Source organism: Kitasatospora sp. NPDC048286 (assembly GCF_043201735.1).
Classification (GTDB): Bacteria; Actinomycetota; Actinomycetes; order Streptomycetales; family Streptomycetaceae; genus Kitasatospora.
Genome location: NZ_JBICZE010000004.1, coordinates 1 through 25,590 on the forward strand (window position 1 = coordinate 1; position 25,590 = coordinate 25,590).

The following is a 25,590-nucleotide window of genomic DNA, read 5'->3' on the forward strand; positions in this document are numbered from 1 at the left end:
GGGACGGCCCGTTGGGCGCGGTCAGCCCGTTGGAGGCACCGTCCTGGTTCACCGCGGAGCCACGGATGACGGCCAGCACCTGGTGCCCGTTGCGCCGGGCGTCCGAGAGCCGCTCCAGCAGCAGCATCCCGGCGCCCTCGGAGAGCGTGGTGCCGTCCGCGCCGTCGGCGAAGGACTTCGCCCGGCCGTCGGCGGCGAGATTGCGCTGCCTGCTGAAGTCCACGAACGTGTCCACGGTGGACATCACCGAGACGCCGCCGGCCAGGGCGAGCGTGCACTCGCCGCCGCGCAGCGACTGCGCCGCCAGGTGCAGGGCCACCAGCGAGGAGGAGCAGGCGGTGTCCACCGAGAGGGTGGGACCCTCCAGGCCGAGGGTGTAGGCGACCCGGCCCGAGGCCACGCTGCCGAGGCTGCCGTTGCCCAGGTAGTCCCGCACGTCCTCCGGCGCGTTGCTGAGCCTGCTGCCGTAGTCGTGGTACATCACCCCGGCGAACACGCCGGTGGCACTGCCCCGCACCGAGTACGGGTCGATGCCGGCGCGCTCCAGCGCCTCCCAGGAGGTCTCCAGGAGCAGGCGCTGCTGCGGGTCCATCGCGATCGCCTCGCGCGGCGAGATGCCGAAGAAGTCCGGCTCGAAGTCGGCGGCGTCGTGCAGGAACCCGCCCTCGCGGGAGTACGTCCGGCCAGCCTTGCCCGGCTCCGGGTCGTAGAGTCCCTCGATGTCCCAGCCACGGTCGGCCGGGAACTGCGAGATGCCGTCACCGCCGTCCGCCAGCAGCTGCCACAGCTCCTCGGGGGTGCTGACACCACCGGGGAAGCGGCAGGCCATCGCCACGATCGCGATCGGCTCGTCGCCGGCCTGCCGCGCGCCGGCGGCGGGTTCGGGGACCGGCTCGGCGGAGCCGAAGAGTTCGGTCCTGAGGTGGCCGACCAGGGCGGTGGGGTCCGGGTAGTCGAAGACCAGGGTGGCCGGCAGCCGCAGCCCGACAGCCAGGCCCAGCCGGTTGCGCAGTTCCACCGCGGTCAGCGAGTCGAAGCCCCAGTCCCTGAAGGCCCGTCGCGGGTCGAGCACCATGTCCGAGTCGTGGCCGAGCACGGCGGCGACATGGGTGCGGACCAGCTCGAGGAGGGCCGTGTCGCGCTCGGCCCGTCCGAGGGCGGCCAGCTTGTCCAGCGCGCTGCCCGGTGCCGCGGGTGCCGCTGCCGCCGTGCGCCGGGCGGCCGGACGGAGCAGGCCGCGCAGCACCGGGGAGAGCGTGCCCGCCGAACGCAGCGCGGGCAGGTCCAGGCCGATCGGCACCAGCAGCGCCCGGTCCCCGGCCAACGCGAGGTCGAAGAGCGCCAGGCCCTCGGCGGTGGCGATCGGACGCACCCCGGACCTGGCCATCCGCACCACGTCCGCCTCGCTCAGGTGGGCGGTCATCCCGGTGCGCTGCTCCCAGAAGCCCCAGGCCAGCGAGAGGCCGGGCAGGCCGAGCGCCTGGCGGTGCTGGGCCAGGCCGTCGAGGAAGGCGTTGGCCGCCGCGTAGGCGGACTGGCCCGCACCGTCCACGGTGCCGGCGGCCGAGGAGAAGAGCACGAACGCCTTGAGGTCGAGACCGGCGGTGAGCTCGTGCAGATGCCAGGCCGCGTCCACCTTGGGGCGCAGCACCGCGTCCAGCCGCTCAGCGGTGAGCGCGGTGACCAAGCCGTCGTCCAGCGCGCCGGCCAGGTGCAGCACGGCGGTCAGCGGGCGGTCGACGGGGACGGTGGCGAGCAGGTCGGCGAGCTGCTCGCGGTCGGCCGCGTCGCACTTGGCCACGGTGATCTCCGCGTCCAGGTCGGCGAAGTCGTCCTGGGCGACGCCGCTGCGCCCGGCCAGCAGCAGGTGACGCACACCGTGCTCGGCCACCAGGTGCCGGGCCACCAGCGCGCCCAGCACGCCGGTGCCGCCGGTGATCAGCACAGTGCCCTCGGCATCGAGGGGGCTGACGGTGCCATCCGGTGCGCTCCTGACCAGCCGGGGCACGTGCACCCTGCCGTCGCGCACGGCGAGTTGTGGCTCGCCCGAGGCGGCGACCGCCGCCAGGGCCTGCTCGACGGTGGTGTCCTGGTCGGCGTCCACCAGGACGAACTGCTCGGGGTTCTCGCCCTGGGCGGCGCGGGTCAGGCCCCAGACGGCGGCCGCGGCGAGGTCCTGGACGCCCTCGGCGCCCACCGCCACCGCTCCCCTGGTGAGCACCACCAGGCGGGAGGCGGCGACCTTCTCGCTGTCCAGCCACTGCCGCAGGGTCTCAAGCACCTGGACGGAGACGGCCCGGGTGCCGGTGACGGGATCCTCGCCCTGCCGCACCGGCAGGACCACCAGCTCCGGTACGGTCGCCAGCTCCGCCAGGCCGCCCTCGCCGAGCACCACGTGATCGGGTGCGGGTCCCTCCACCGCGAGGACCGGCCAGTCGAGCCGGAACAGGGCGTCGGAACGGGTGGCCGCCCCGAGCGCGGCGGGGTCGGCCGCGCGGGTGGTCAGCGCGTCCACCGAGGCCACCGGGGAGCCGGTGGTATCGGCGAGCTGGACGGTCAGTGCGTCGGTGCCGGTGATCCGCAGGCGCAGCGCCCTGGCTCCCGAGGCGTACAGCGAGACGCCGTTCCAGACGAAGGGCAGCCGGGCCTGGCCCGGCTCCTGGCCACCGCCGAGGTCCGCGGCGTGCAGGGCCGCGTCGAAGAGCGCCGGGTGCAGGGCGAACCCCTGATCCTCCACCGGGAGTTCGACCTCAGCGAAGACCTCCTCGCCACGCCGCCAGGCCGCCTTGAGCCCCTGGAAGGCGGGGCCGTAGTGGTAGCCCTGCTCGGCCAGCCCCTCGTACACGCCGTCCACCGGGACCGGCTGCGCACCGGCCGGGGGCCAGGCCGCCAAGTCGAAGCCGGCCTCGGCGGTGTCCGGCTCCAGCAGGCCGCTGGCGTGCCTGGTCCACTCGCCTTCGCCGCCCTCGGGGCGCGAGTGCACGGTCAGCGGGCGTCGGCCCGAGTCGTCCGGCTCGCCGAGGTGGAGCTGAAGTTGGACCGCGCCGCGCTCGGGCAGCAGCAGCGGCACCTCCAAGGTCAGTTCCGACACCCGGCCGCAGCCGACCTCGTCGCCGGCCTTGACGGCCAACTCCACGAACGCGGTACCCGGCAGCAGGACCGTGCCGCCCACCGCGTGGTCGGCCAGCCAGGGCGCGGTGGCGGTGGCGAGCCGGCCGGTGAAGAGCATGCCGCCGCCGTCGGCGACCGTGACCGAGGCGCCGAGCAACGGGTGTCCGGCGGCGACCAGACCGGCCGCGGTCACATCGCCCACCGCCTGGGAGCTGCCGAGCCAGAACCGCTCGCGCTGGAAGGCGTAGGTGGGCAGGTCCACCTTGCGCACGGACGTCCCGGCGAAGACCGCCGCCCAGTCGAGGGCGACGCCGTGCACGTGCGCCTCGGCCAGCGATGTCAGGAAGCGCTCCGGGCCGCCCTCGTCGCGGCGCAGCGAGCCGATCCCGACGACCTCGGCGTTCAGCGCCTCCGCCGTCTCCTCCACGCTGTGCAGCAGCACCGGGTGCGGGCTGCACTCGACGAAGACGCCGTAGCCACTGTCGAGCAGCAGCCGGGTGGCGCCCTCGAAGAGCACGCTCTGGCGCAGGTTGGTGTACCAGTAGTCGGCGTCCAGGCCCGCGGTGTCGAACAGTTCGCCGGTCACCGTGGAGTAGAACGGCACGTCGACGGAGCGCGGGCTCAGCCCGGAAAGCTCCTTCAGCAGCCGCTCGCGGATCGACTCGACCTGGGCCGAGTGCGAGGCGTAGTCCACCGGCAGCCGTTTGGCCCGCACGCCCTCCGCGCGCAGCCCGGCGTGCAGCTGGTCCAAGGCGTCGGCGTCGCCGGAGACCACCACCGAGGCCGCGCCGTTGACGGCGGCCACCGAGAGCCGCCCTTCGTACTCGGCGAGCCGCGCACGGACCTGCTCCGCCGCCAGCGCCACCGACATCATGCCGCCGCGCGCGGACAGGTCGTCCGCGATGGCCAGGCTGCGCAGGGCCACCACCTTGGCGCCGTCGGCCAGCGAGAGCGCCCCGGCCACGCAGGCGGCCGCGATCTCGCCCTGCGAGTGCCCGATCACGGCGGCCGGGCGCACCCCGTAGGAGATCCACAGCTCGGCCAGCGACACCATGACCGCCCAGAGCACGGGCTGCACCACGTCCACCCGCTCCAGCGAGTCCGCGCCGCGGATGACCTCCAGCAGGTCCCAGCCCACGTGCGGGGCCAGCGCCTGGGCACACTCGGTCATCCTGGCGGCGAACACCGGGGCCGTGTCCAGCAGTTCGGCCGCCATGCCGATCCACTGCGAGCCCTGTCCGGGGAAGACGAAGGCGATCCGGGACTCGCTCTGGCGCCCGCCCTGAACCACGCCCGCCGCGGCGCGTCCGGCGGCGAGCTCCCTCAGCCCGGCGGCCAGCGCGGAGCGGTCCGCGCCGATCACCACCGCGCGGTCACCGAGGGCGGCCCGGGAGGTGGCCAGGGTCCAGGCGAGGTCGGGCAGCGGGGCGCTGTCCAGGTGGTCGAGCAGCCGCTGCGCCTGGGCGGCCAGGCCCTGCTCACCCTTTCCGGAGAGCACCAGCGGCAGCGGTCCGGTCGGTTCGGTGGCACGCTGGGGCACTTCGGGCTCGGGCACGCTCTCCAGGATCACGTGGGCGTTGGTGCCGCTGATGCCGAAAGAGGAGACCGCGGCCCGCCGGACCTCGCCGCGCTCGGGCCAGTCCCTGGCCTCGGTGAGCAGTTCGACCGCGCCATCGGTCCAGTCCACCTGCGGGGTGGGCTCGTTGACGTGCAGCGTCTTCGGCATCCGGCCGTGGCGCATCGCCATCACCAGCTTGATCACCCCGGCGACGCCCGCGGCCGCCTGGGTGTGGCCGATGTTCGACTTGATCGAGCCGAGCCAGAGCGGCTCACCGCCGGCGCGCTCCTGCCCGTAGGTCGCGAGCAGCGCCTGCGCCTCGATCGGGTCGCCCAGCGGGGTGCCGGTGCCGTGTGCCTCCACCAGGTGCACCTGATCGGCACTGAGCCTGGCGTTGGCCAGGGCCTGGCGGATCACCCGCTGCTGGGACGGCCCGTTGGGGGCTGTCAGGCCGTTGGAGGCGCCGTCCTGGTTGATCGCGCTGCCGCGGACCACGGCCAGCACCCGGTGCCCGTTGCGCTCGGCGTCCGACAGCCGCTCCAGCAGCACCATGCCGACGCCCTCGCCCCAGCCGGTGCCGTCCGCCGAGGCGGCGAAGGACTTGCACCGGCCGTCCAGCGAGAGCCCGCGCTGGCGGCTGAAGTCCACGAAGGTGTCCGGGGTGGACATCACGGTGACACCGCCGGCCAGCGCGTAGGCGCACTCACCGGTGCGCAGCGCCTGGACCGCCAGGTGCAGCGCGACCAGCGAGGAGGAGCAGGCGGTGTCCACGGTGACGGCGGGCCCCTCCAGGCCCAGCGTGTAGGAGACCCGGCCCGATGCGACACTGCCCAGGTTTCCGTTGCCGAGATAGCCCTCGACGCCCTCGGGCACCTCGGCCAGCCAACTGCCGTAGTCGTGGTACATCACCCCGGCGAAGATGCCGGTCCGGCTGCCGCGCAGGGTGTGCGGGTCGATGTTGGCCCGCTCGAACGCCTCCCAGGAAACCTCCAGGAGCAGGCGCTGCTGCGGGTCCATCGCGATCGCCTCGCGCGGTGAGATGCCGAAGAACGCGGCGTCGAAGCGCGGTGCGTCGTAGAGGAAGCCGCCCTCACGGACGTGGGTCTTGCCCGGCGCGTCCGGGTCCGGGTCGTAGAGCCCCTCGACGTCCCAGTCGCGGTCGGCGGGGAAGTCCCCCACCGCGTCCACGCCCTGGTCGACCAGCTGCCACAACTGCTCGGGCGAGCTGACGCCGCCGGGGTAGCGGCAGCTCATCGCCACGATCGCGATCGGCTCCTGCGCCGCGGCCTCGATCCGCGTGTTCTGCTGGCGCAGTCGTTCGTTCTCCAGCAGCGACTCGCGCAGCGCCTCGACTATCTGCTCGACAGGTGTATCCACGGTCGGTGTCGCTCCCTGATTACTTGGCGTCGCTACGGTCGAGCGCAGTGCGGATGAGATCGGAGATGTCCATGTTCTTGATGGCCGAGGTCCGGTCGGCCCCGGACTCGGCCGGTGCGCCGGGCGCGGCCGGCTTCGGGTCGGCGGGGGCGGTCTCGGAGAGTTTCAGCAGCCGCTCCAGCAGACCCGACTCGCGGAGCCTGGCCACCGGGATGCCGGCCAGCAGCTCGGCCACCCGGGCGTCATCGGGCGCCTCGGCCGCCGGCTCGGTCCGCTCCGGGCGCAACCTGTCCAGCAGGTACGCGGCGAGCGCCGCCGGGGTGGCGTAGTCGAAGATCATCGTGGACGGCAGGCGCAGCCCGCTGACCGCGTTCAACTTGTTGCGCAGCTCCACCGCGGCGAGCGAGTCGAAACCCAACTCGCTGAAGGCACGCCTGGGTTGGACGGATGCCGGACCGTCGTGCCCGAGCACGGCGGCCACCTGCGAGCGAACCGCCTCCAGCACCGCGTGCTCGTGGTCGGCGGCCGGCAACGTGCTCAGGCGCTGGGCCAGCGAGGCCGCACCGCTGGAACCGCCGGCGCCGGTGGCCGCGTCCCGGCGGACGGTGGGCCGCACCAGAGCGCGCAGCACGGCGGGGAGGGACTCGCTGCGCTCGCGCAGCGCCGCCAGGTCCAGACGCGCCGGCACCAGGGTGGCACGCTCGGCGCGCAGGGCTGCGTCGAACAGGGCCAGCCCCTCGGCCGGGTCCAGCGCGCCGATGCCGGAACGCTCGATCCGCTCCAGGTCGGCCTCGGCGAGCTGGCCGCCCATCCCGCCGGCTCCCGCCCACAGGCCCCAGGCCAGCGCGGTGGCCGGCAGGCCGGCCGCGACCCGGTGCTCGGCCAGCGCGTCCAGGAAGACGTTGGCGGCCGCGTAGTTGCCCTGCCCGGTGGCGTCCAGGGTTCCGGCCGCCGAGGAGAACAGGACGAACCTGCTGATCTCCCGGTCCAGGGTCAGCTCGTGCAGGTTCCAGGCGCCGTCGACCTTGGGCCGCAGCACCGCGTCGATCCGCTCGGGGGTCAGCGAGCCGATCAGGGCGTCGTCCAGGACGCCCGCGGTGTGCACGACGCTGCGCACCGGGTGCTCGGCGAGCACATCGGCCAGCGCCGCCCGGTCGGCGACGTCGCAGGCCACCACCGCCACCTGGGCGCCCAGTTCGGTCAGCTCAGCCTTCAGCTCCCGTGCCTCGGGCGCCTGCAGGCCCCGGCGTCCGGCCAGCACCAGGCTGGTGACCGCGTGCTGCCGCACCAGGTGCCTGGCCACCAGCGCGCCCAGGCCGCCGGTGCCGCCGGTGATCAGCACGGTGCCCCAGTCGGGGCCGTCCTGGTCGGCCTGCGGCAGCTGGACCCTGGCCAGACGCGGCACCAGGATCGCGTCCTCGCGCAGCACCAGTTCGGGCTCGCCCGAGTCGAGGGCGGCGGCCAGCAGCGTCAGCGTGAGCGGGTCCTCCCCCAGGCCCGCGGAGTCCACCAGGACGATCCGGCCCGGGTCCTCGGCCTGCGCCGCGCGGACCAGGCCGCGCACGGCGGCATCCGCCAGGCCCTGGGCGGTCAGCACCACCAGCGTCGCCTTGGCGTACCGGTCCTCGCGCAGCCACTCCTGGACGGGGCCGAGCACGGCGTGCAGGGCGGAGCGCACTGCCGTCGGCACCTGGTCGCCGGCAACCGTCGGCACCGGCAGCAGCACCACGTCCGGGACGGCGTCGCCGAGCGTGGTCAGGTCCGGGTGGACGGGCACGTCGAGGCCGAGGTCGCCGGTACCGAGCACCGCGAACTGCCGGTTGCCCACGCCCTGGGCGGTCAGCTCAGGGCGGGGCGTCAGCTCCACAGTGAACAGCGAATCCCGCTGGGGGCCGAGTTGGCCGGCCGCCACCGGCCGGGTCACGAAGGAGGAGACCGAGGCGAGAGGGGTCCCGGCGCCGTCGGCCAGCTCGATCCGGATGCCGTCGCCGTCCTGGCGGGTCAGCCGCACCCGGGCCACCGAGGCGCCGCCGGTGTGCAGTTCCACCCCGTTCCAGGCGAACGGGAGCAGCACCTTGCCCTCCGCCGGTGCCTCCTCACCCTCCTCGTCCAGCAGGGCGGTGGCGTGCAGGGCGGCGTCCAGCAGCGCGGGGTGCAGGCCGAAGCGGGCGGCGTCGGGCCGTTCGGCGGCGGGGAGTTCGAGCTCGGTGAAGACCTCCTCGCCGCGCCGCCAGGCGGCCTTGACGCCCTGGAAGACCGGGCCGTACTCGTAGCCCTCGGCGCGCATCCGCTCGTAGAGGCCGGTGACGTCGACCTCGGTCGCGCCGGCCGGCGGCCACTGGGTGAACGGCTCCGGGCGGGCGGTGCCTCGCTCCGCGAGCAGGCCGGTGGCGTTGACGGTCCAGCCGGCCTCCTCGGATCCCGCCGGGCGGGAGAAGATCTGCACGGCTCCGCCGCGCCCGGCCACGACCTGGAGCTGCACGGCGGTCGACTCCGGCAGCAGCAGCGGCGCCTGGAGCGTGAGCTCCTCCAGGACCGGCAGGCCGAGCAGGTCGCCGGCCCGAATCGCCAGATCGACCAGCGCGGTTCCCGGCAGCAGGACCGTGCCGAGGACGGCGTGCTCGGCGAGCATCGGGTGGGTGGCTCGCGACACCCGCCCGGTCAGCACCACCTCGTCGGAGGCGGCCAGCCGGATCTCGGCACCGACCAGCGGGTGGTCCACCGGCGCCTGGCCCAGGCTGCCCGCGTCGCCCTTGGCGGCCGGGGCGTCCAGCCAGAACCGCCGATGCTGGAAGGCGTAGGTCGGCAGCTCGACCGCCCGAGCGGTGTAGTCGCCGTAGATCGAGGGCCAGTTCAGTGCGGCGCCGCGGGTGTGCGCCAGCGCGAGGGCGCCCAGCAGCTCCGACACCTCGGGCTTGTTCTTGCGGGCGACCGAGGCGAAGACCGCCTGCGCGTCGTCGGCCACGCACTCCGGGCCCAGCGCGCTCAGCACGGCGTCCGGGCCCAGCTCCAGGAAGGTGGTGACCCCCTGGTCGGCCAGCGCGGCGATGCCGTCGGCGAAGCGCACGCTCTCCCTGACATGCCTGACCCAGTACTCGGGCGTGCACAGCTCCGCCGGGCTCGCCGGCCGGCCGGTCAGGGTGGAGACGATCGGGATGCTCGGCTCGGCGTAGTCGAGTTCGGCCAGCACCGCACCGAACTCGGCCAGCATGCCGTCCATCCGGGGCGAGTGGAAGGCGTGCGAGACGGTCAGCCGCTTGGACCGCTCGAAGCGGGCCGCCAGTTCCTGCACCGCCTCGGTGTCGCCGGAGAGCACCACGGAGCGCGGCCCGTTGACCGCCGCGATGCCGACCCGCTCGTCCAGCAGCGGCAGCACCTCGGCCTCGCTCGCCCGCACCGCGACCATCGCCCCGCCCTCGGGCAGCGCCTGCATCAGCCGGCCCCGGGCGGCGACCGCCTTGGCCGCGTCCGCCAGCGACCAGACGCCGCTGACGTGCGCGGCGGCCAACTCGCCGATCGAGTGGCCGGCCAGGAAGTCCGGGCGCAGGCCGAGGGACTCCAGCAGCCGGAACAGCGCCACCTCGGTGGCGAAGAGCGCGGCCTGGGTGTAGGCCGTCCGGCCCAGCAGTTCGGCGTCGTCACCGAAGACCACCTCTGCCAGCGGGCGCTCCAGGGCGCCGTCCAGGTGGGCGGCGGCCTGGTCGAAGTGCTCGGCGAAGACCGGGAAGGCCTCGTACCACTCGCGTCCCATGCCGGGGCGCTGCGAGCCCTGGCCGGAGAAGAGGAACGCCAGGCCGCCCTCGTCGACGGTGCCGGTGACCAGCCCGGGCGCCTCGGTGCCGGCGCTCAACGCGGCCAGGGCGGCGTCGAGTTCGGCGCGCTCGGCGGCCAGCACCACGGCGCGGTACGGGTGGGCGCTGCGGGTGGTGGCCAGCGCGAGGCCCAGGTCGGCGAGGTCCACGTCGCCGGTGGCGGCCAGCTTCTCGGCCTGGGCGGCCAGCGCCTCGGGGCTGCGGCCGGAGACCGGCAGCGCCACCAGGGTGGGCGGGGTACCGGTGGCCGGGGCGTCCTCGGTGAACGGCGCCGCTTCGAGGATCACATGGGCGTTGGTGCCGCTGATGCCGAAGGAGGAGACGGCGGCGCGGCGCGGGTGCCCGGCCTCGGGCCAGTCCCGGGACTCGGTGAGCAGTTCGACGGCGCCCGCCGTCCAGTCCACCTGGTCCGAGGGGGCGTCCACGTGCAGGGTCTTGGGCAGCACGCCGTGGCGCATCGCCTCGACCATCTTGATCACGCCGGCCACGCCCGCGGCGGCCTGGGTGTGGCCGATGTTGGACTTGATCGAGCCGAGCCAGAGCGGGCGCTCCTCGGTGTGCTCCTGGCCGTAGGTGGCCAGCAGCGCCTGGGCCTCGATCGGGTCGCCCAGCGTGGTGCCGGTGCCGTGCGCCTCGACCACGTCGACCTCGGCGGCCGACAGCCCGGCGCTGGCCAGCGCCTGGCGGATCACCCGCTGCTGGGAGGGGCCGTTGGGGGCGGTCAGGCCGTTGGAGGCGCCGTCCTGGTTGATCGCGCTGCCCCGCAGCACGGCGAGCACCCGGTGCCCGTTGCGCTCGGCGTCGGAGAGGCGCTCCAGCACCAGCATGCCGACGCCCTCGCCCCAGCCGGTGCCGTCCGCCGCGGCCGCGAAGGACTTGCAGCGCCCGTCGGCGGCCTGGCCGCGCTGGCGGCTGAAGTCGATGAAGGTGTCCGGGGTGGACATCACGGTGACACCGCCGGCCAGGGCGAGCGTGCACTCGCCGCCGCGCAGCGCCTGCGCGGCCAGGTGCAGGGTGACCAGCGAGGAGGAGCAGGCGGTGTCGACGGTGACGGCCGGCCCTTCGAGGCCGAGCGCGTAGGAGACGCGCCCGGAGAGCACACTGCCGAGGGTGCCGTTGCCGAAGTAGGCGGCCACCTCCTCGGGGGCGTCGGTGAGCCAGCTGCCGTAGTCGTGGTACATCACGCCGGCGAACACGCCGGTGGCGGTGCCGCGGACCGTCGCCGGATCGATGCCCGCGCGCTCGAACGCCTCCCAGGAGACCTCGAGGAGCAGGCGCTGCTGCGGGTCCATCGCGACCGCCTCGCGCGGGCTGATGCCGAAGAAGTCGGCGTCGAACTCCGCGGCCCGGTAGAGGAATCCGCCCTCGCGGGAGTAGGTCTTGCCGGGCGTGCCCGGCTGCGGGTCGTAGATCCCCTCGGTGTCCCAGCCGCGGTCGGCCGGGAAGTCCGCGATGGTGTCGACGCCGTCGGCGACCAGGCGCCACAGGTCCTCGGGGGACTCCACGCCGCCGGGGTAGCGGCAGCTCATCCCGACGATCACGATCGGATCTTCGGCCAGGCCGACGGCCGCCGCCACCGGCGCGGCCGGGGCCTCGGGCTCGCCGCCGAACAGGGTGTCGCGGATGTGCTCGGCCAGCGCCTTCGGCGCCGGGTAGTCGAAGACCAGCGTGGCCGGAAGCCGCAGCCCGGTCGCCGAGTTGAGGCGGTTGCGCAGCTCCACGGCGGCCAGCGAGTCGAAGCCGATCTCGGTGAACGCCCGGGTCGGGCTGATCGCCGCCGCGCTCTCGTGCCGCAGCACGGCCGCCACCTCGGTGCGGACCAGCTCCAGCAGGGTACGGTCCCGCTCGGCGGCGGGCAGGGCGCTCAGCGCGTTGCCGCCGTCCTGGGCGCGGGTGCCGCGGGCGGCCGACGCCCGGCGGTTGACCGGCCGCACCAGGCCGCTGAGCAGCGCGGGGATGCCGTCCGTACGGCGGCGCACGGCGGCGGTGTCCACCTCGACCGGGACGACCCGAGCGGCGTCGGTGCGCACGGCGGCGTCGAACAGCCGCAGCGAGTGCGCCGCGTCCAGTCCGGGCAGTCCGTAGCGGGCGATCCGGGCCAGCGTCGCCTCGTCGAGCGCGGCGCCCATGCCGGCCTCGCCGGTCCACAGGCCCCAGGCGAGGGCGGTGGCGGGCAGGCCCAGCTCGGCGCGGTGCTCGGCCAGGGCGTCCAGGAAGGCGTTGGCCGCCGCGTAGTTGGCCTGCCCGGCGCCGTCGAGGACGGCGGCGAGCGAGGAGAAGAGCACGAAGGCCTTGAGGTCCAGCTCGGCGGTGAGCTCGTGCAGGTGGCAGGCGCCGTCCACCTTGGCGCGGAAGACCTCGGCCAGCGCCTCCTCGGTGAGCGAGCCGATCACGCCGTCGCGCACCGTGCCGGCGGCGTGGACCACCGAGTCGACCGGGTGGGCGGACAGTAGTGCGGCCACCGCGGCGCGGTCACCCACGTCGCAGCCGACCACGGCCACATCGGCGCCCAACTCTTCGAGTTCGGCCTGGAGTTCGGGGGCGGAGCCGCGGCGCCCGGCCAGCACCAGGCTGCGCACGCCGTGCTCGGTGACCAGGTGGCGGGCCAGCAGGCCGCCCAGGCCGCCGGTACCGCCGGTGATCAGGACCCGGCCCCACTCGGGGGTCTCGGCCGCCGCGGCGGGCAGTACGGCCAGCCGGGGTGCGGTGAACTCGCCCTCCAGCAGCGACAGTTCCGGCTCACCGGTGGCGAGCGCGGCGGACACCTCGGCCTCGGCGGGCAGGCCGGGGTGCTCGATCAGGACGAACCGGCCGGGGTTCTCCGCCTGCGCCGAGCGGACCAGGCCGCGGACGGGCGCCTGGGCGAGCGCGGGCGAAGTGATCACCACCAGCGTGGAGCCGGCGAAGCGGTCGTCGGACAGCCAGGCCTGGAGCACCCGCAGCACCCGGGCGGTGGCGCTCCTCGCCGCGAGCGGCAGCTCCTCGGCGCCGGCCACCGCGGGCAGCACGACGGCCTGCGGCAGCGGGTCGGTCAACGTGGTCAGGTCGGCGAGTTCGCCGTCCAGCACCGCGATCCGCAGCGGCTGCGGCTCGGCCGGCACGGCCAGCGGCGACTGCCGTACGACGTAGAGGACTTCGTCGTCCGACACCGGGCGGGAGACCAGGCCCCGCACGGTGGCCAGCGGCGCGCCGGTGGCGTCGGCGAACTCGAGCGCCAGGGTGTCCTTGCCGGAGTGGGAGATCCGCACCCGCACCGAGGCGGCACCGGCGGCGTGCAGCGACACCCCGGTCCAGGCAAACGGCACCAGCACCTCGGCGCGGGGCTCGGCGCCCAGGTCGGCGGCGTGCAGGGCGGCGTCCAGCAGTGCCGGGTGCAGGCCGAACTCGGCCGCGTCGGCAACGAGTTCGGCGGGCAGCTCCACCTCGGCGAAGACCTCGCCACCGTGCCGCCAGGCCGCCCGCAGGCCCTGGAAGGCCGGTCCGTAGCCGTAGCCCTGGGCCGCCAGGGTCTGGTAGACACCCGTGAGGTCGATCGCCTCGGCGCCCTGCGGCGGCCAGCTGTCCAGCGGCTGCGGCAGCGGCTCGGCGGCGGGTGCCAGCACACCACCGGCGTGCTGGGTCCACTGCCCGGCGTCCGCGCCGTCCGCCCTGGAGTGGATGGTCAGCTGTCGGCGCCCGTTCTCGTCCGGCTCGCCCACCGCGACCTGGATGCCCGCGCCGCCCTCGGCCGGCAGCACCAGCGGGGCGCCCAGGGTGAGTTCCTCGATCGCGCCCGCGCCCACGTGGTCGCCCGCGCGCACAGCCAGCTCCACGAAGGCGGTGCCGGGGAAGAGCACCCGCCCGGCGATGACGTGGTCGCCCAGCCACGGCTGGGCGCGCAGCGAGAGGTGTCCGGTGAGCACCACGCCGTCCGCGCCGACGGCCACCACCGCGCTCAGCAGCGGGTGTCCGGCGGGTAGTTGGCCGATGTCCGCGAGGTCGGCGTGGGCCGAGCCGGGCTCCAGCCAGAACCGCTTGCGCTGGAAGGGGTAGTTGGGCAGGTCGATCCGGCGCCCGTCACGGCCGGCGTGGAAGCGGGCCCAGTCCACCGGGACACCGGCGGTGTAGGCCGCCGCCAAGGCCAGCACGGCCTGCCGGGGCTCGGGGTGCTCGCGGCGCAGCAGCGGGGCGAAGACGGCCGGGGAGCCGTCCAGGCACTCCTGGCCCATGGCGCAGAGCACGCCGTCCGGGCCGATCTCCAGGAAGGTGTCGACCCCGGCGGCCGCCAGCCAGTCCATGGCGGAGGCGAACCGCACCTGGGCGGCCACGTGCTCGACCCAGTACTCGGGCGTCGCCACCGCCTCGGTGCACAGCTCGCCGGTGACCGTGGAGACCATCGGGATCTTCGGCGCGGTGTACGTCAGCACGTTGGCGATCCGACGGAACTCGGTGAGCATCGGCTCCATCAGCGGCGAGTGGAAGGCGTGGCTCACCCGCAGCCGCTTGGTCCGGTGCCCGGCCGCGGCCAGCTCCTCGGCGATCCGCAGCACCTCCCGCTCGTCGCCGGAGAGCACCACCGCGCGGGGGCCGTTGACCGCCGCGAGGCCGACCCGCTCGGTGAGCAGCGGCGCCACCTCGGCCTCGGTGGCCTGCACCGCGACCATCGCGCCGCCGGCCGGCAGCGCCTGCATCAGCCGGCCGCGCGCGGCGACCAGGATGGCGGCGTCCTCCAGGGTGAGCACCCCGGCGACGTGCGCGGCGGCCAGCTCGCCGATGGAGTGCCCGGCCAGGTAGTCGGGGCGCAGACCCCAGCTCTCGGCCAGCCGGAACAGCGCGACCTCGATCGCGAACAGGGCCGGCTGGGCGTACTCGGTACGGTGCAGCAGCTCGGCCTCGGCCGAGCCCTCGGCCGCGAACAGCACCTCGGTGAGCGGCAGGTCCAGCTGGAGGTCCAGGTAGCCGCAGACCTTCTCCAGGGCGTCGGCGAACACCGGGAATTCGGCGCCCAGTTCGCGGCCCATGGCCAGGCGCTGGCTGCCCTGCCCGGTGAACAGGAAGGCGAGCCTGCCGGGGCCGGCGACGGTGGTGGGGGCCGTGCCGGAGGCGATCGCGGTGAGGGCGGCGCGCAGCTCCTCGCGGCTCTCGGCGACGATCGCGGCGCGGTCCGCCAGGCCGGCCCGGGTGGTGGCCAGCGAGTGGGCGAGGTCGGCGAGCCGGAGCTCCTCGCCGTCCAGCAGCGGGAGCAGGCCTGCGGCGCGCTCGCGCAGGGCCTGCTCGCCGCGCGCCGACAGCACGTACGGCAGCACCCCGGAGTCGGCGGCAGGCTCTTCCAAGAGCGGCTGCTCGGCCTCAGTGTCGTGCTCCAGCACGACGTGGGCGTTGGTGCCGCTGACGCCGAAGGAGGAGACGCCGGCGCGGCGCGGCGCGCCGGTCTCGGGCCACGGCCGGCCCTCGGTGAGCAGTTCGACCGCGCCGGCCGACCAGTTGACATGCGGGCTCGGGGCGTCGATGTGCAGGCTCTTCGGCAGGTAGCCGTTGCGCATGCTCAGCACCATCTTGATCACGCCGGCCACGCCGGCGGCGCCCTGGGTGTGGCCCAGGTTCGACTTGGCCGAGCCGATCAGCAGCGGTGCGTCCTCGGGCCGGTCCTGCCCGTAGGTGGCGAGCAGCGCGGTGGCCTCGATCGGGTCGCCGAGCGTGGTGCCGGTGCCGTGCGCGTCGACGGCGTCCACCTCGGCGGCGCTCAGGCCGGCGTTGGCCAGGGCCTGGCGGATCACCCGCTGCTGGGAGGTGCCGCTGGGGGCGGTGAGCCCGTTGGAGGCGCCGTCCTGGTTGACGGCCGAGCCGCGGACCACGGCCAGCACCCGGTGCCCGTTGCGCCGGGCATCGGAGAGCCGCTCCAGCACCAGGACGCCGACGCCCTCGGCGAAGCCGGTGCCGTCCGCGGCGGCGGCGAAGGCCTTGCAGCGGCCGTCGGGGGCCAGGCCGCGCTGGCGGCTGAAGGCGGTGAAGACGCCCGGGCCGCCCATCACGGCGACGCCGCCGGCCAGCGCCAGCGAGGACTCCCCCGCGCGCAGCGACTGGCAGGCCAGGTGGATCGCGACCAGCGAGGCCGAGCAGGCGGTGTCCACGGTGACGGCGGGACCCAGCGCGCCGAGCACGTAGGCCACCCGTCCGGAGATGACGCTGGGGGCGTTGCCGGTCAGCAGGTAGGCGTCCAGGCCGTCGGGGGCCTCGTGCAGCCGCGGGCCGTACTCCTGCACCTCGGCGCCGAAGAACATGCCGGCCTCGGTGCCGCGCAGCGCCAGCGGGTCGACCCCGGCGTGCTCCAGGGCCTGCCAGGCGGTCTCCAGGACGAGCCGCTGCTGCGGGTCCATGCCCAGCGCCTCGCGCGGGCTGATGCCGAAGAAGTCGGCGTCGAACTCGATGGCGGTGTCGATGAAGCCGCCGGCGCGGACGTAGCTGCTGCCGGGGGTCTCCGGGTCCTCGTCGAACAGCCGGTCCAGGTCCCAGCCGCGGTCGGTGGGGAAATCGGAGAGCACCTCGCCGCCGTCGCGCAGCAGCTGCCACAGCCCGTCCGGGGAGTCCACCCCGCCGGCGAAGCGGCAGCCGATGCCGACGATCGCGACCGGCTCGTCCGCCGCGCCGAGGTTGGCGGTCGGGGCCGGCTCGGGGGCGGCGGCGCCGAGCACCTCGGCGAGCAGCCGGTCGACCAGCGCGGCCGGGGTCGGGCACTCGTAGACCACGGTGACCGGCAGGTCGAGGCCGGTGGCCGCGACCAGGCGGGCCTGGAGGTCGACCGAGGCCAGCGAGTCGAAGCCCAGCTCCCGGAAGGCGAGCGCGGTGTCCAAGGTGTCGGCCGCCTCCGGGCGTGCCGCCTTCAGCGCCGCCACCGCGGTGCGGCTCACGAGGTCGAGAACCAACCTCCGGTGCTCCGACGGCGCGGCATCGGCCAGCAGCCGGGCCAGTACTGAATCGGACCTGGACTCATTCATCCGCGCATCTCCACATTCGGCCAAGACCGTTTAGCAAACGAACAGTTACACGGGGACGGCCGCGCCCAGCCGGGACTCGCCCCCGTCACACCGGCTCAGCCGGCACCGCCGGCGAGCGCATGGCCCTGCCCGGCGGCAATCGCCTCGTCGTCGAACTTCCAGCGGATGTAGGACAGTGCCCCCAGCAGCTCGCCGGAGGTGACGGTGTGGGACTCGCCGGCCTCCACCACCCCGGCCAGCGGCAGCCTGCCGATGCTCGCCCAGCGCAGCCGCCCCTCCCCGTCCAGGTAGCTGCGGGTGCGCCCCTGGTTGTCGGGGTGCAGGCAGTAGGGGATGTCCAGGTACCCGCGCTGGAACGCCAGCAGCATCGCCCGCCCGACGTCCGGGTCCAGGTTCAGCACCGCGGAGACCAGCGCCGCGGCCTCCGCGTAGGTCTGCGAGTCGGCGCCGTCATCGGCGACCCGCTCGGTGCGGGCCGCGCGCGCGGCCGCGTGCTCCAGCGCGCTGACGTTCTCCGCCACCGTCGGGATCCGCACGGACTCGGCGACGGTCTTCACGATCAGCCGCTCCGAACCGGTGGAGGCGGCCAGCTCGGCCGCGTCGCCGAGCAGGGTCAGCGCCCCGTGCGGCGTGGTGGGGTAGACGCCCATGTAGGCGTAGATGACGACATGCCAGTCCGCCTCGGGCAGCAGCTCGGCGCAGAGCCGGCGCAGCGCGAACACGGCCTCCGTGTCCTGGCCTTGGTGCGTCTGCTGGGCGTAGCTGGCCGAGATCGAGCGCAGCCCGTGCTGGTAGAAGAACAGCGCTTCGAGCGCGCTGATCGCCACCAGTTGGCTGGGCGGGCAGAGTTGGCCGAGCATGCAGCCGCCGAAGGTCTCCAGGTGCGGATCCCGCCCGAGTTCGCGCAGCCGGCTGAAGAGGTCGCAGGAGCGCGACCAGTTCTCCACCGACTCGCGCAGCGGGATGCGCCCGTACGGAAGGCAGTAGGAGACCGGACCGCCTTCCGAGGCGTCCAGTCCCACCGTCATCAGCGCCCGGAAGATGTCCAGCGGCGCGGCCGAGCCGTGCCGGACCTGCACCGGGAAGTCCGCGCCGTGGATCCCGTCCAGCACCCTCCTGGTGGTCTCCGGATCATGGCTGACGATCGGGTAGCCGTTGAGTGATACACCTTCCAGCAGGGCGAGTTCGGCGGACTCCAGGTCGTTCACGCGGGTGTAGCTGTCCAGGGTGACGGTGCCGACCGTACGGCCGGCGGCGCCCTTGGTGGCCAGCAGTCCGGCCCGCATCAGCTCCGGGTCGCTCATCCCCATCCGGGGCTGCACCACGAGTTCACCTGCCCGGTGCGCCCGGCGGACGAACGCGCCGAAGCCGCCGAACCCGGCGACCTCGCCGAAGCCGCCGAACCCGGCGACCTCGCCGAAGCCGCCGAACCCGGCGACCTCGCCGAAGCCGCCGAGCCCGCCGACCTCGCCCCCGATCACGTCAACACCCGCTGCGGGAGCGAGTCGAGCAGCCGCCGGAAGGAGGCGATCCCCTCCGCCCCGTCGTCGAAGACCGCGTCGTAGCCGGCCGCGATCAGCTCGGCCAGCTGCTCGGCGCTCTGGGCGCCCGCGATGCCCAACTTGCCGCCGATCACCGCCGGGACGGCGCTCAGCTCGTCGCGCTCGCGCACCTTGCCGATCATCCGGATGCCGTCCTGGAAGCCGTGCCCGTTGACGCTGCTGACCACCAGCAGCGCCGGACGGCGGGCCAGGCTCTCGCTCACCAGCAGGTCGGTGGGCACGCAGGGGCCCAGGTTCACCACGTCGAACCCCATCTCCTCCAGCAGCAGCTGCAGGAAGACCAGGTTCCAGGTGTGCGAGTCGGAGGTGCCGCCCGCGACGATCACCGTCGCGTCCCGCTTGACCACGGCGGGAAGGTTCTGCGCGGCGGCGACGGCCTTGTTCTGCTCTGCGGGCAGCGACATCACAGCTCCTGGCCGAGCTCGTAGGCACGGACGTGCTCGATCCGCGACACCGAGACCAACTCCTCGCCGCGGACCAGGATCTCGGTCGGTGCCGGGCGTCCGAGGAACATCAGCAGGCTGGCCGTCGGACCGTAGGCGCCGGCGTTGGGGATGCTCACCACGTCCCCGGGCGCCAAGGCGGGCAGCTCGATGTCGCGGCCGAGCACATCGCCCGGAGTGCAGAGCGGTCCGACCAGGCTGGCGATCTGGTCGAGCGGGACCCCCTCGTCGTCCAGGCGCACCGAGACCGGCATGATCCGGCCCAGCCCGGACATGCCGCCGAAGGTGTTGATCCCGCCGTCCAGGATCACGAAGCGCCGGCCGCGGCTCTCCTTGAGGTTGACCACGCCAACCATCAGAGTGCCGCTGTCACCGACCAGGTAGCGCCCGGACTCGACCGCGATCCTCACCTCGCCGCTGCGCCAGCCGGGGAACGACTCGTCCAGCGAAATCGCCATCGCCTCACGCAGGTTGCCGTACACCGGCCGCTCGCCGCGGACCGCGTACGGCACCGAGAAGCCGCCGCCGATGTCGACGAAACGAAAGCGCGTGCCGAGCTCGTCCTGCACTCGGGCGGCCACCGCGATGGTGTGCTGGAACTCCCCGATCAGGCTCGCCTCGTCCTTGGCGTTGCTGAGCGGGAAGAAGTGCGCGCCCGCCACGTCCGTGCCCGGCACGTCGAAGACCTGCTCGCGCAGCTCGGGCAGTGTCTCGCTGTCGAAGCCGAACTGGGAGGGCACCCCGGTCATCCGGATGCTGGACGTGGCGCTGGCACTGGCGCTGTTGACCCGCAGCAGGCAGGTGGCGACCACGCCCAGCCGGGTGGCGACCGCGCCGACGTTGCGCAGATCACCCAGCGACTCGACCGAGAAGAGCCGCACCCCGGCGCTCAGCGCCTCGGTCAGTTCCCCCTCGGTCTTGCCGGGGCCGGTGTAGAGGATCTCGCTGCCCTGGAAGCCCGCGCTCAGCACCGCGGCGAGCTCACCGGTGGAGCTGATCTCCGCCCGGCAGCGCCGGCCCTCGCCGGCGCGCATCTCGCGCAGCAGCTCGGGGTGCGGGTTCGCCTTCGCCGCGTAGAAGAGCTCGACCTCCTCGGGCAGCGCGGCGAACAGGTCGCGTCGGGCGGCCGCGACGCGGTCCAGGTCGTAGACGTACGACGGAGTACCGAAGCGCTTGGCAAGCTCGGCGTAGCCGGTCACGGGGTGGCCCCTTCGAAGAGTAGAGCGAGCTTCCTGCGATCGTGCTTGCCGTGCAGCGTGAGCGGCAGCTCCTCGACCATCCGGCACAGGCCCGGCACCTTGGCCGGTTCCAGGCGCAGCGACAGCTCTCGCAGCACGGTGTGCGGCGCCAGGTCGCCCACCACGCAGACCGCGAGGTCGCGGTCCTCGGTCGGCGGCAGCACCGCTGCGGCCCGGACACCGGGGATGTCCATCGCGGCCGCCTCGATCTCGATCGTGCTCATCCGCACGCCCTTGCGCTTGAACATGTCGTCCCGACGGCCCTCGTAGTAGAGGAACCCGTCCTCGTCCACACTGCCGAAGTCACCGGTGTGCAGGCGCCGTTGCCCACTGACCGGGTCGGTACGGAAGGCCTTGGCGGTGAGCTCGGGCGCCCGCCAGTAGCCGGGCATCACGTGCGGGCCCTCGACCACGATCTCGCCGGCCACGCCGGTGGGCACCTCATTGCCGTCCTCGTCGAGGATCAGCACCCTGGTGCCCGGCAGCGGACGGCCCACCGAGGTGGGCTTGGCGTCCTCGAACTCGGGCGGCAGCACCGAGATGCGCTTGCACTCGGTCTGGCCGAACTGGCGGACCACCTCGACGCCGGGGAAGGCCGTGCGCAGCGCGTCCACCGTGGTCTTCGGCAGCGCGGCGCCGGTGTTGGTGAACAGTCGCACCTTGGACTCGCCGCCCGGGTCGCGCTCGGCGAGGGAGCAGATCATCGCCGCCAGCGAGGGCACGATCGGCACCACGGTCGCGCCGCTCTCACGGATCCGCTTGAGCAGCACCAGGTCCGAGTCGGTGTCGGCCAGCACCAGTTCCGAGCGGCCGAGCGCGGCGAGCAGGATCTTGTAGAGCCCGTAGTCCCAGGAGATCGGGAACCGGCAGAACACCACGTCGTCGGGGCGGTAGCCGAGTTCCTGGTTGATCGCCCTGGAGGCGAAGACCATCTGACGGTGGGGGCAGATCACACCCTTGGGCGCGGCGGTACTGCCGGAGGTGTAGACCAGGACGGCGACCGCGTCGGCGTCGACCTCCTGGACCGAGGCCCGCGCGCCGGCACCGTGCAGAGCCGTCACCTCGGGCCAGACCTCGCCGAAGCCCAGCACCTCGACCGGCGAGAGCCCGGAGATCCGGTCCACCGCGGTGTCGGCGACGATCACCAGCCGGGGTTCGGCGTTGGCGAGCACCGAACGCAGGTGGTACTCCTTCATGCCCGGGTTCAGCGGCACCAGCACCGCACCGCGCCGGGCCGTGCCGTAGAACAGCGCCACCAGCGCCCGGTTGCTCGGCAGTTGGACCAGCACCCGGTCACCGGGGCGCACGTCGCGCGACTCCAGCCACGCGTCGACCGCGTGGCTGTACTCGCCGAGCTCCTGGTAGGTCCATCGCCCGTCCCGGTCGCTGACCGCGACGGCACCGGGCGCGACGTCTGCCGTCGCCTCGTCGAGCACACCGTGCACCAGCACGGCGGGCGCGGCCTGCGGTATCGCGTCACCACTCACGGCGTGTGTCCGTCCTCTCCATCGTGAGCCTCAATCGGATGTCGTCGCGGCGTGGAGTGCGAGCTGCTTGCGGTCGATCTTTCGGTTCGAGTTCAGCGGGAACTCGGCCAGGTGCCGGTAGCGCTTGGGGACGATCGCCACCGGCAGCACCTTGCGCAGGTCACGGGCGAGTTGAGCCGGCGGCACGACCTCGCCGGTGTAGAAGACCACCAGCTCCACCGAGCCCTGAGCCGCGATCGCCACGGTGACCGCGTCCTGCACGCCGGGGCAGCTGCGCACCGCGGCGTCCACCTCGGCCAGCTCCACCCGCACCCCGAGCACCTGCACCTGCGCGTCGTCCCGGCCCAGGTAGAGCAGCTCACCACCGTCCGCCCGGCGAACCCGGTCCCCGGTGCGGTAGAAGCGCCGGCCGTTGCGGTCGAAGAACCGCCCCACGTCGTCGCCGGGATCGAGGTATCCGGCAGTCAACTGTGGTCCGGCAATGCACAGTTCTCCCTCGACGGCATCGTCCTCGCCGCTGGGGCCGAGCAGCAGGACCTGGTGTCCGCCGTGCACCGAACCGATCGGCACCATGCCGTTGAGCGCGTCCTCGCCCGCCCAGCGGTGGGCGGCGACGGTGATGGTCAGCTCGGTCGGCCCGTAGAGGTTCTCCAGCGTCGAATCCGGCGCCGCCGCCAGCCAGTCGCCCGCATCCTGGCAGCTCAGCGCCTCTCCGGCGAAGAAGCTCCAGCGCAGCGAGGGCATGCTGGCGGGCCCGAGACCCCCCATCCGCCGCACCAGCGCGATCGCGCTGGGGGTGGAGAAGCAGACGGTCAGGCCGTTGTCCGCGATGAACCGCGGCATGTCCCGGTAGGCCTGCGGCGGCGGAACGACCAGCGTGCCACCGGCTCCCCAGGCGCAGAACAGGTCGAACATCGCGCAGTCGAAGTTGAGGTCGAAGTTCTGCGAGAAGACGTCCTCGGGACCGAAGTCGTACCGCTCGTCGAGCAGGCCGAAGTAGTGATGGGTGTTGGTGTGGGTGACCGGAACGCCCTTGGGCCGGCCCGTCGAGCCCGAGGTGAACAGGACGTACGCGGTGTCCTCGCCGCGCACCGGCATCGGCGCGGACAGCGCGCTGCCCGCCGCCAGCGGTACGGCCGGCTGCGGCTGACCGCCGGGGGCGAAGAGCACCGGGAGGTCGACGCCCTCCGCCCGCAGCCCGACCAGGGCCGGCAGCGAGTCGTCGTCGGCGATGAGCGCACCGACTCCGCTCGCCTCGATCATCTGCCGGGTGCGGGCGGCGGGGAAGGCCGGTTGCAGCGGGACCACGGTGATCCCGGTGTACAGGCCGGCCAGGATCGACGCGTACGCCGAGGGGCCCTTGCCCGCCAGCACGCCGATCGCCGCCGGCCGCGACGGCAGGTGGGCCAGCAGCGAACCGGCCAGCAGCAGCGCGCGCTCGTGCAGCTCCCGGTAGGTCAGGCTGGTCCCGCCTGCCAGCACTGCGGGGCGGTCCGCCGACTTGGCGAGTCCGCGCAGGAAACGCCCGGACAGCGCGAGGTCCACGGTGTCATCCATCGTGGTGGCCCTTTCGTGCCCCTCCCCGCCCCGTCAGGCCTCGGTGCCGATCAGCATGCCCGCCATGGCCTTCCAGAGCACGGCGGGGGTCTCGAAGGTCTCCGGGGTCAGCGCGTCGTCCAGGAAGCGGACGTCGTAGGCCGCCTCCAGGTTGCCCAGGAGCTCCACGGTGCCGAGCGAGTCCAGGCCCAGCTCACGCAGCGGGGTGTCGCTCTCCAACTGCTCGCCCGGGGGCAGGAAGGGCAGGAAGCGGCGCAGGGTCTCTTCGAACTTCTCGTCCCACATGGTCACTCCATCACTGTCGTTGCTCGTCGTAATGTGCTCGGACGGCGCCGAAGCGGCGCCGGTGTGCTCGGGCGGCGCCGACCGGCGTCGGCGCGTTCTGCCAGGTGCGTTCCAGGAGGGGCCGGACCCTCGCCTCGGCGCTCAGCCGACGGCGGACCGGCGCCTGGGGGTCATCGCCAGCCGGGGGTTGGCCGGCACGACCTCGAAGTTCCCCGTGGTGCACGGGACTCGGCCGAACAGGCTGTCAGGGCCCGCGACACAGACCCGCTCGACGCCGAGCCGCTTGAGACCGGCCACCGCGTCCGGCCAGCGCAGCGGACGCACGATGCTGTCCAGCAGCATCGTGCGCACCTGCTCGGCCGTGGTGAGCAGCGCGCCGTCCTGGTCGGCCACCACCGGCAGCTTCGGATCGGTGAAGTGCAGGGTGGACAGCACCTCGCGCTCGGCCTTGTCCCGCAGCCCGGCGAAGGCGCCCGAGTGCAGCGGCGGACGCATGGTGTAGAGCGGCATCCCACCGATCGCGCGCAGCCGCTGCTGCATCCACTCCACCCGGGACTCGCGCAGCGAGAGCATGTAGAAGCCCTCGTCGATGTAGCAGGAAATGTCGTGCCACTCGCCCTGCTCGTCCAGCTCGGCGAGGATCTCGCCCAGTTTCTCCTCGGGAGTACGGACGAAGGAGAGCACCACGATGTCGGTGTGCTCCTGGCTGAAGTACTCGTCCATGCAGCGCGCGAGTTCCGCGGTCATCCGCACGGCCTCGGGCATCGAGAGCGACTGGGCGAAGGCGACCGCCGCCTTCTCGCCGAAGCTGGGGCCGAGGACGGCCTCGGCTTCGACGCCGAGGGCATCCTGCGCCCAGTCGGCGCTGGCCAGGCAGTTGACCAGGAAGGCCACCTGGGCTGCCTCGGAGTAGTCGCCCTCGGCCTCGCGGAAGGCGTCCACCAGGGAGTAGCCGAGGACCTCGTCGGCGACCGTGACCAGTTCCCTGGCGAAGCGGTTGGCCACCATGAACCGGCCGACGTCGTCGAAGGTGGCCGGGCCCATACCGGGGAAGACCATCGCTGTTCGCTTCGTCATGACCGGCTCTCCCTCACCGGCTGCGCCAGCTCCTTCAGGAAGCCCACCATCACCTCGGTGAAGCGATCCGACTCCTCCAGGTGCGGGCAGTGGCTTGAGTTCTCGAAGATCTCCCAACGCACGTTGGGGATGCGGTCGAAGTAGGGCTGCATCGTCACCGGGGTGGCCTCGTCGTACCTGCCGCTGATCAGCAGCGTCGGCGTCCGGATCGCGTCCAGTTCGTCGATGATCGACCAGTCCTTGAGGGTGCCGATCACGTGGAACTCGTTGGGCCCGTTCATCGTGTAGTACACGGTCGGGTCGTTGTAGATCTCCATGAAGGAGGAGAGGAAGTCCTTCGGCCAGGGCAGGATCCGGCACACGTGACGGTCGTAGAAGACCCGCATGGCGGCCAGGTACTCGGGCGACTCGAAGGTCTCGGCCGCCTCGTGCCGCAGCAGGGTCTCCTGCACGTCCGGCGGCAGCTGCGCGCGCAGCACGGCCATCTCACTGAGCCACAGCGGGTAGGAGGCGGGCGAGTTGGCCACCACCAAGCCGCGCAGTCCGGCCGGCCGGGTCATCGCGTGCTTCGCGGCGAGCAGGCCGCCCCAGGACTGGCCGAACAGCACGTAGTTGTCGGCGATGCCCAGTTCGCTCAGCAGGTTGGTCAGTTCGGCGGCGAAGAGGTCGGTCTTCCAGAAGTCGGCGCCCTTGTCGGGCAGATGGGTCGAGCCACCGTTGCCGAGCTGGTCGTAGTGCACCACCGGCCAGCCCTGCTCGGCGAGTTCGGTCAGCTGCAGCAGGTAGTCGTGGGTGCTGCCGGGACCGCCGTGCACCACCACCACGGCCGGTTTCTCCGCTCGGAGGTCGCCGGTGACCCGGTACCAGGTTCGGTACTCCCCGAACGGGACGGTTCCCTTAGCGCTGGGCTCCAGGGGCACGGTAACCACCTCAGTCGACAGACGTGTTCGGGGTGCATGGAAAGTGATCCGGTCCCGACGCTAACGCGCTGCGACGGCCCGACTGGACCCCTAGCGGCCCCTAGCCCAGCAGGGGCGCGAGCCGGATCGGCCCGGGTCGCGACACAGGCCACGCGGTAGGGGTCGGCAGGGGGTGTGGTGCGGTGATCG

Annotated in this window: 10 protein-coding genes; all 10 read right to left on the bottom strand. The window is 73.5% G+C overall.

Going from position 1 to position 25,590, the window contains the following annotated elements; translation table 11 throughout:
* Positions 1 to 6,046, bottom strand: a 6,046-nt coding sequence (locus ACGF13_RS10710) for an SDR family NAD(P)-dependent oxidoreductase (RefSeq protein ID WP_392871703.1), incomplete at its 3' end; no start/stop codon positions are given.
* Positions 6,047 to 6,065: 19 nt separating this feature from the next.
* Positions 6,066 to 16,832, bottom strand: coding sequence for an SDR family NAD(P)-dependent oxidoreductase (locus tag ACGF13_RS10715; RefSeq protein ID WP_392871706.1), 10,767 nt, complete (start codon positions 16,830 to 16,832; stop codon positions 6,066 to 6,068).
* Between the two features lie 95 nt (positions 16,833 to 16,927).
* On the bottom strand, positions 16,928 to 18,313 hold the full coding sequence (locus tag ACGF13_RS10720; RefSeq protein WP_392871709.1) for a methylaspartate mutase: 1,386 nt from the start codon (positions 18,311 to 18,313) through the stop codon (positions 16,928 to 16,930).
* A complete protein-coding gene (locus ACGF13_RS10725) occupies positions 18,310 to 18,798 on the bottom strand; it encodes a cobalamin B12-binding domain-containing protein (protein WP_392871712.1) in 489 nt (162 codons plus the stop codon). Before ACGF13_RS10725 ends, ACGF13_RS10720 begins: the two co-directional genes overlap by 4 nt.
* Positions 18,798 to 20,036 (bottom strand): type III PLP-dependent enzyme, encoded by a 1,239-nt coding sequence (locus tag ACGF13_RS10730; protein WP_392871715.1) that lies wholly within the window; start codon positions 20,034 to 20,036, stop codon positions 18,798 to 18,800. Before ACGF13_RS10730 ends, ACGF13_RS10725 begins: the two co-directional genes overlap by 1 nt.
* Positions 20,033 to 21,562 (bottom strand): AMP-binding protein, encoded by a 1,530-nt coding sequence (locus tag ACGF13_RS10735; protein ID WP_380458485.1) that lies wholly within the window; start codon positions 21,560 to 21,562, stop codon positions 20,033 to 20,035. The genes ACGF13_RS10730 and ACGF13_RS10735 overlap by 4 nt, the downstream gene beginning before the upstream one ends.
* A 30-nt stretch (positions 21,563 to 21,592) precedes the next feature.
* Entirely contained in the window at positions 21,593 to 23,119 is a 1,527-nt protein-coding gene (locus ACGF13_RS10740) for an AMP-binding protein (RefSeq protein ID WP_392871718.1), read from the bottom strand.
* Positions 23,120 to 23,152: 33 nt separating this feature from the next.
* Entirely contained in the window at positions 23,153 to 23,404 is a 252-nt protein-coding gene (locus ACGF13_RS10745) for a phosphopantetheine-binding protein (protein ID WP_380458481.1), read from the bottom strand.
* A gap of 141 nt (positions 23,405 to 23,545) precedes the next feature.
* The gene (locus ACGF13_RS10750) at positions 23,546 to 24,481 is read right to left on the bottom strand and encodes an ACP S-malonyltransferase (RefSeq protein ID WP_392871721.1); all 936 of its coding nucleotides are present in this window, start codon (positions 24,479 to 24,481) and stop codon (positions 23,546 to 23,548) included.
* The gene (locus ACGF13_RS10755; RefSeq protein ID WP_392871724.1) at positions 24,478 to 25,401 is read right to left on the bottom strand and encodes a proline iminopeptidase-family hydrolase; all 924 of its coding nucleotides are present in this window, start codon (positions 25,399 to 25,401) and stop codon (positions 24,478 to 24,480) included. The genes ACGF13_RS10750 and ACGF13_RS10755 overlap by 4 nt, the downstream gene beginning before the upstream one ends.
* Positions 25,402 to 25,590: the final 189 nt, after the last annotated feature.

Bases quoted from the DNA above. Each gene is read 5' to 3' on its own strand.
- ACGF13_RS10715 (WP_392871706.1), bottom strand. From the start codon at position 16,832: ATGAATGAGTCCAGGTCCGATTCAGTACTGGCCCGGCTGCTGGCCGAT.
- ACGF13_RS10725 (WP_392871712.1), bottom strand. From the start codon at position 18,798: ATGTCGCTGCCCGCAGAGCAGAACAAGGCCGTCGCCGCCGCGCAGAAC.
- ACGF13_RS10740 (WP_392871718.1), bottom strand. From the start codon at position 23,119: ATGGATGACACCGTGGACCTCGCGCTGTCCGGGCGTTTCCTGCGCGGA.
- ACGF13_RS10745 (WP_380458481.1), bottom strand. From the start codon at position 23,404: ATGTGGGACGAGAAGTTCGAAGAGACCCTGCGCCGCTTCCTGCCCTTC.
- ACGF13_RS10750 (WP_392871721.1), bottom strand. From the start codon at position 24,481: ATGACGAAGCGAACAGCGATGGTCTTCCCCGGTATGGGCCCGGCCACC.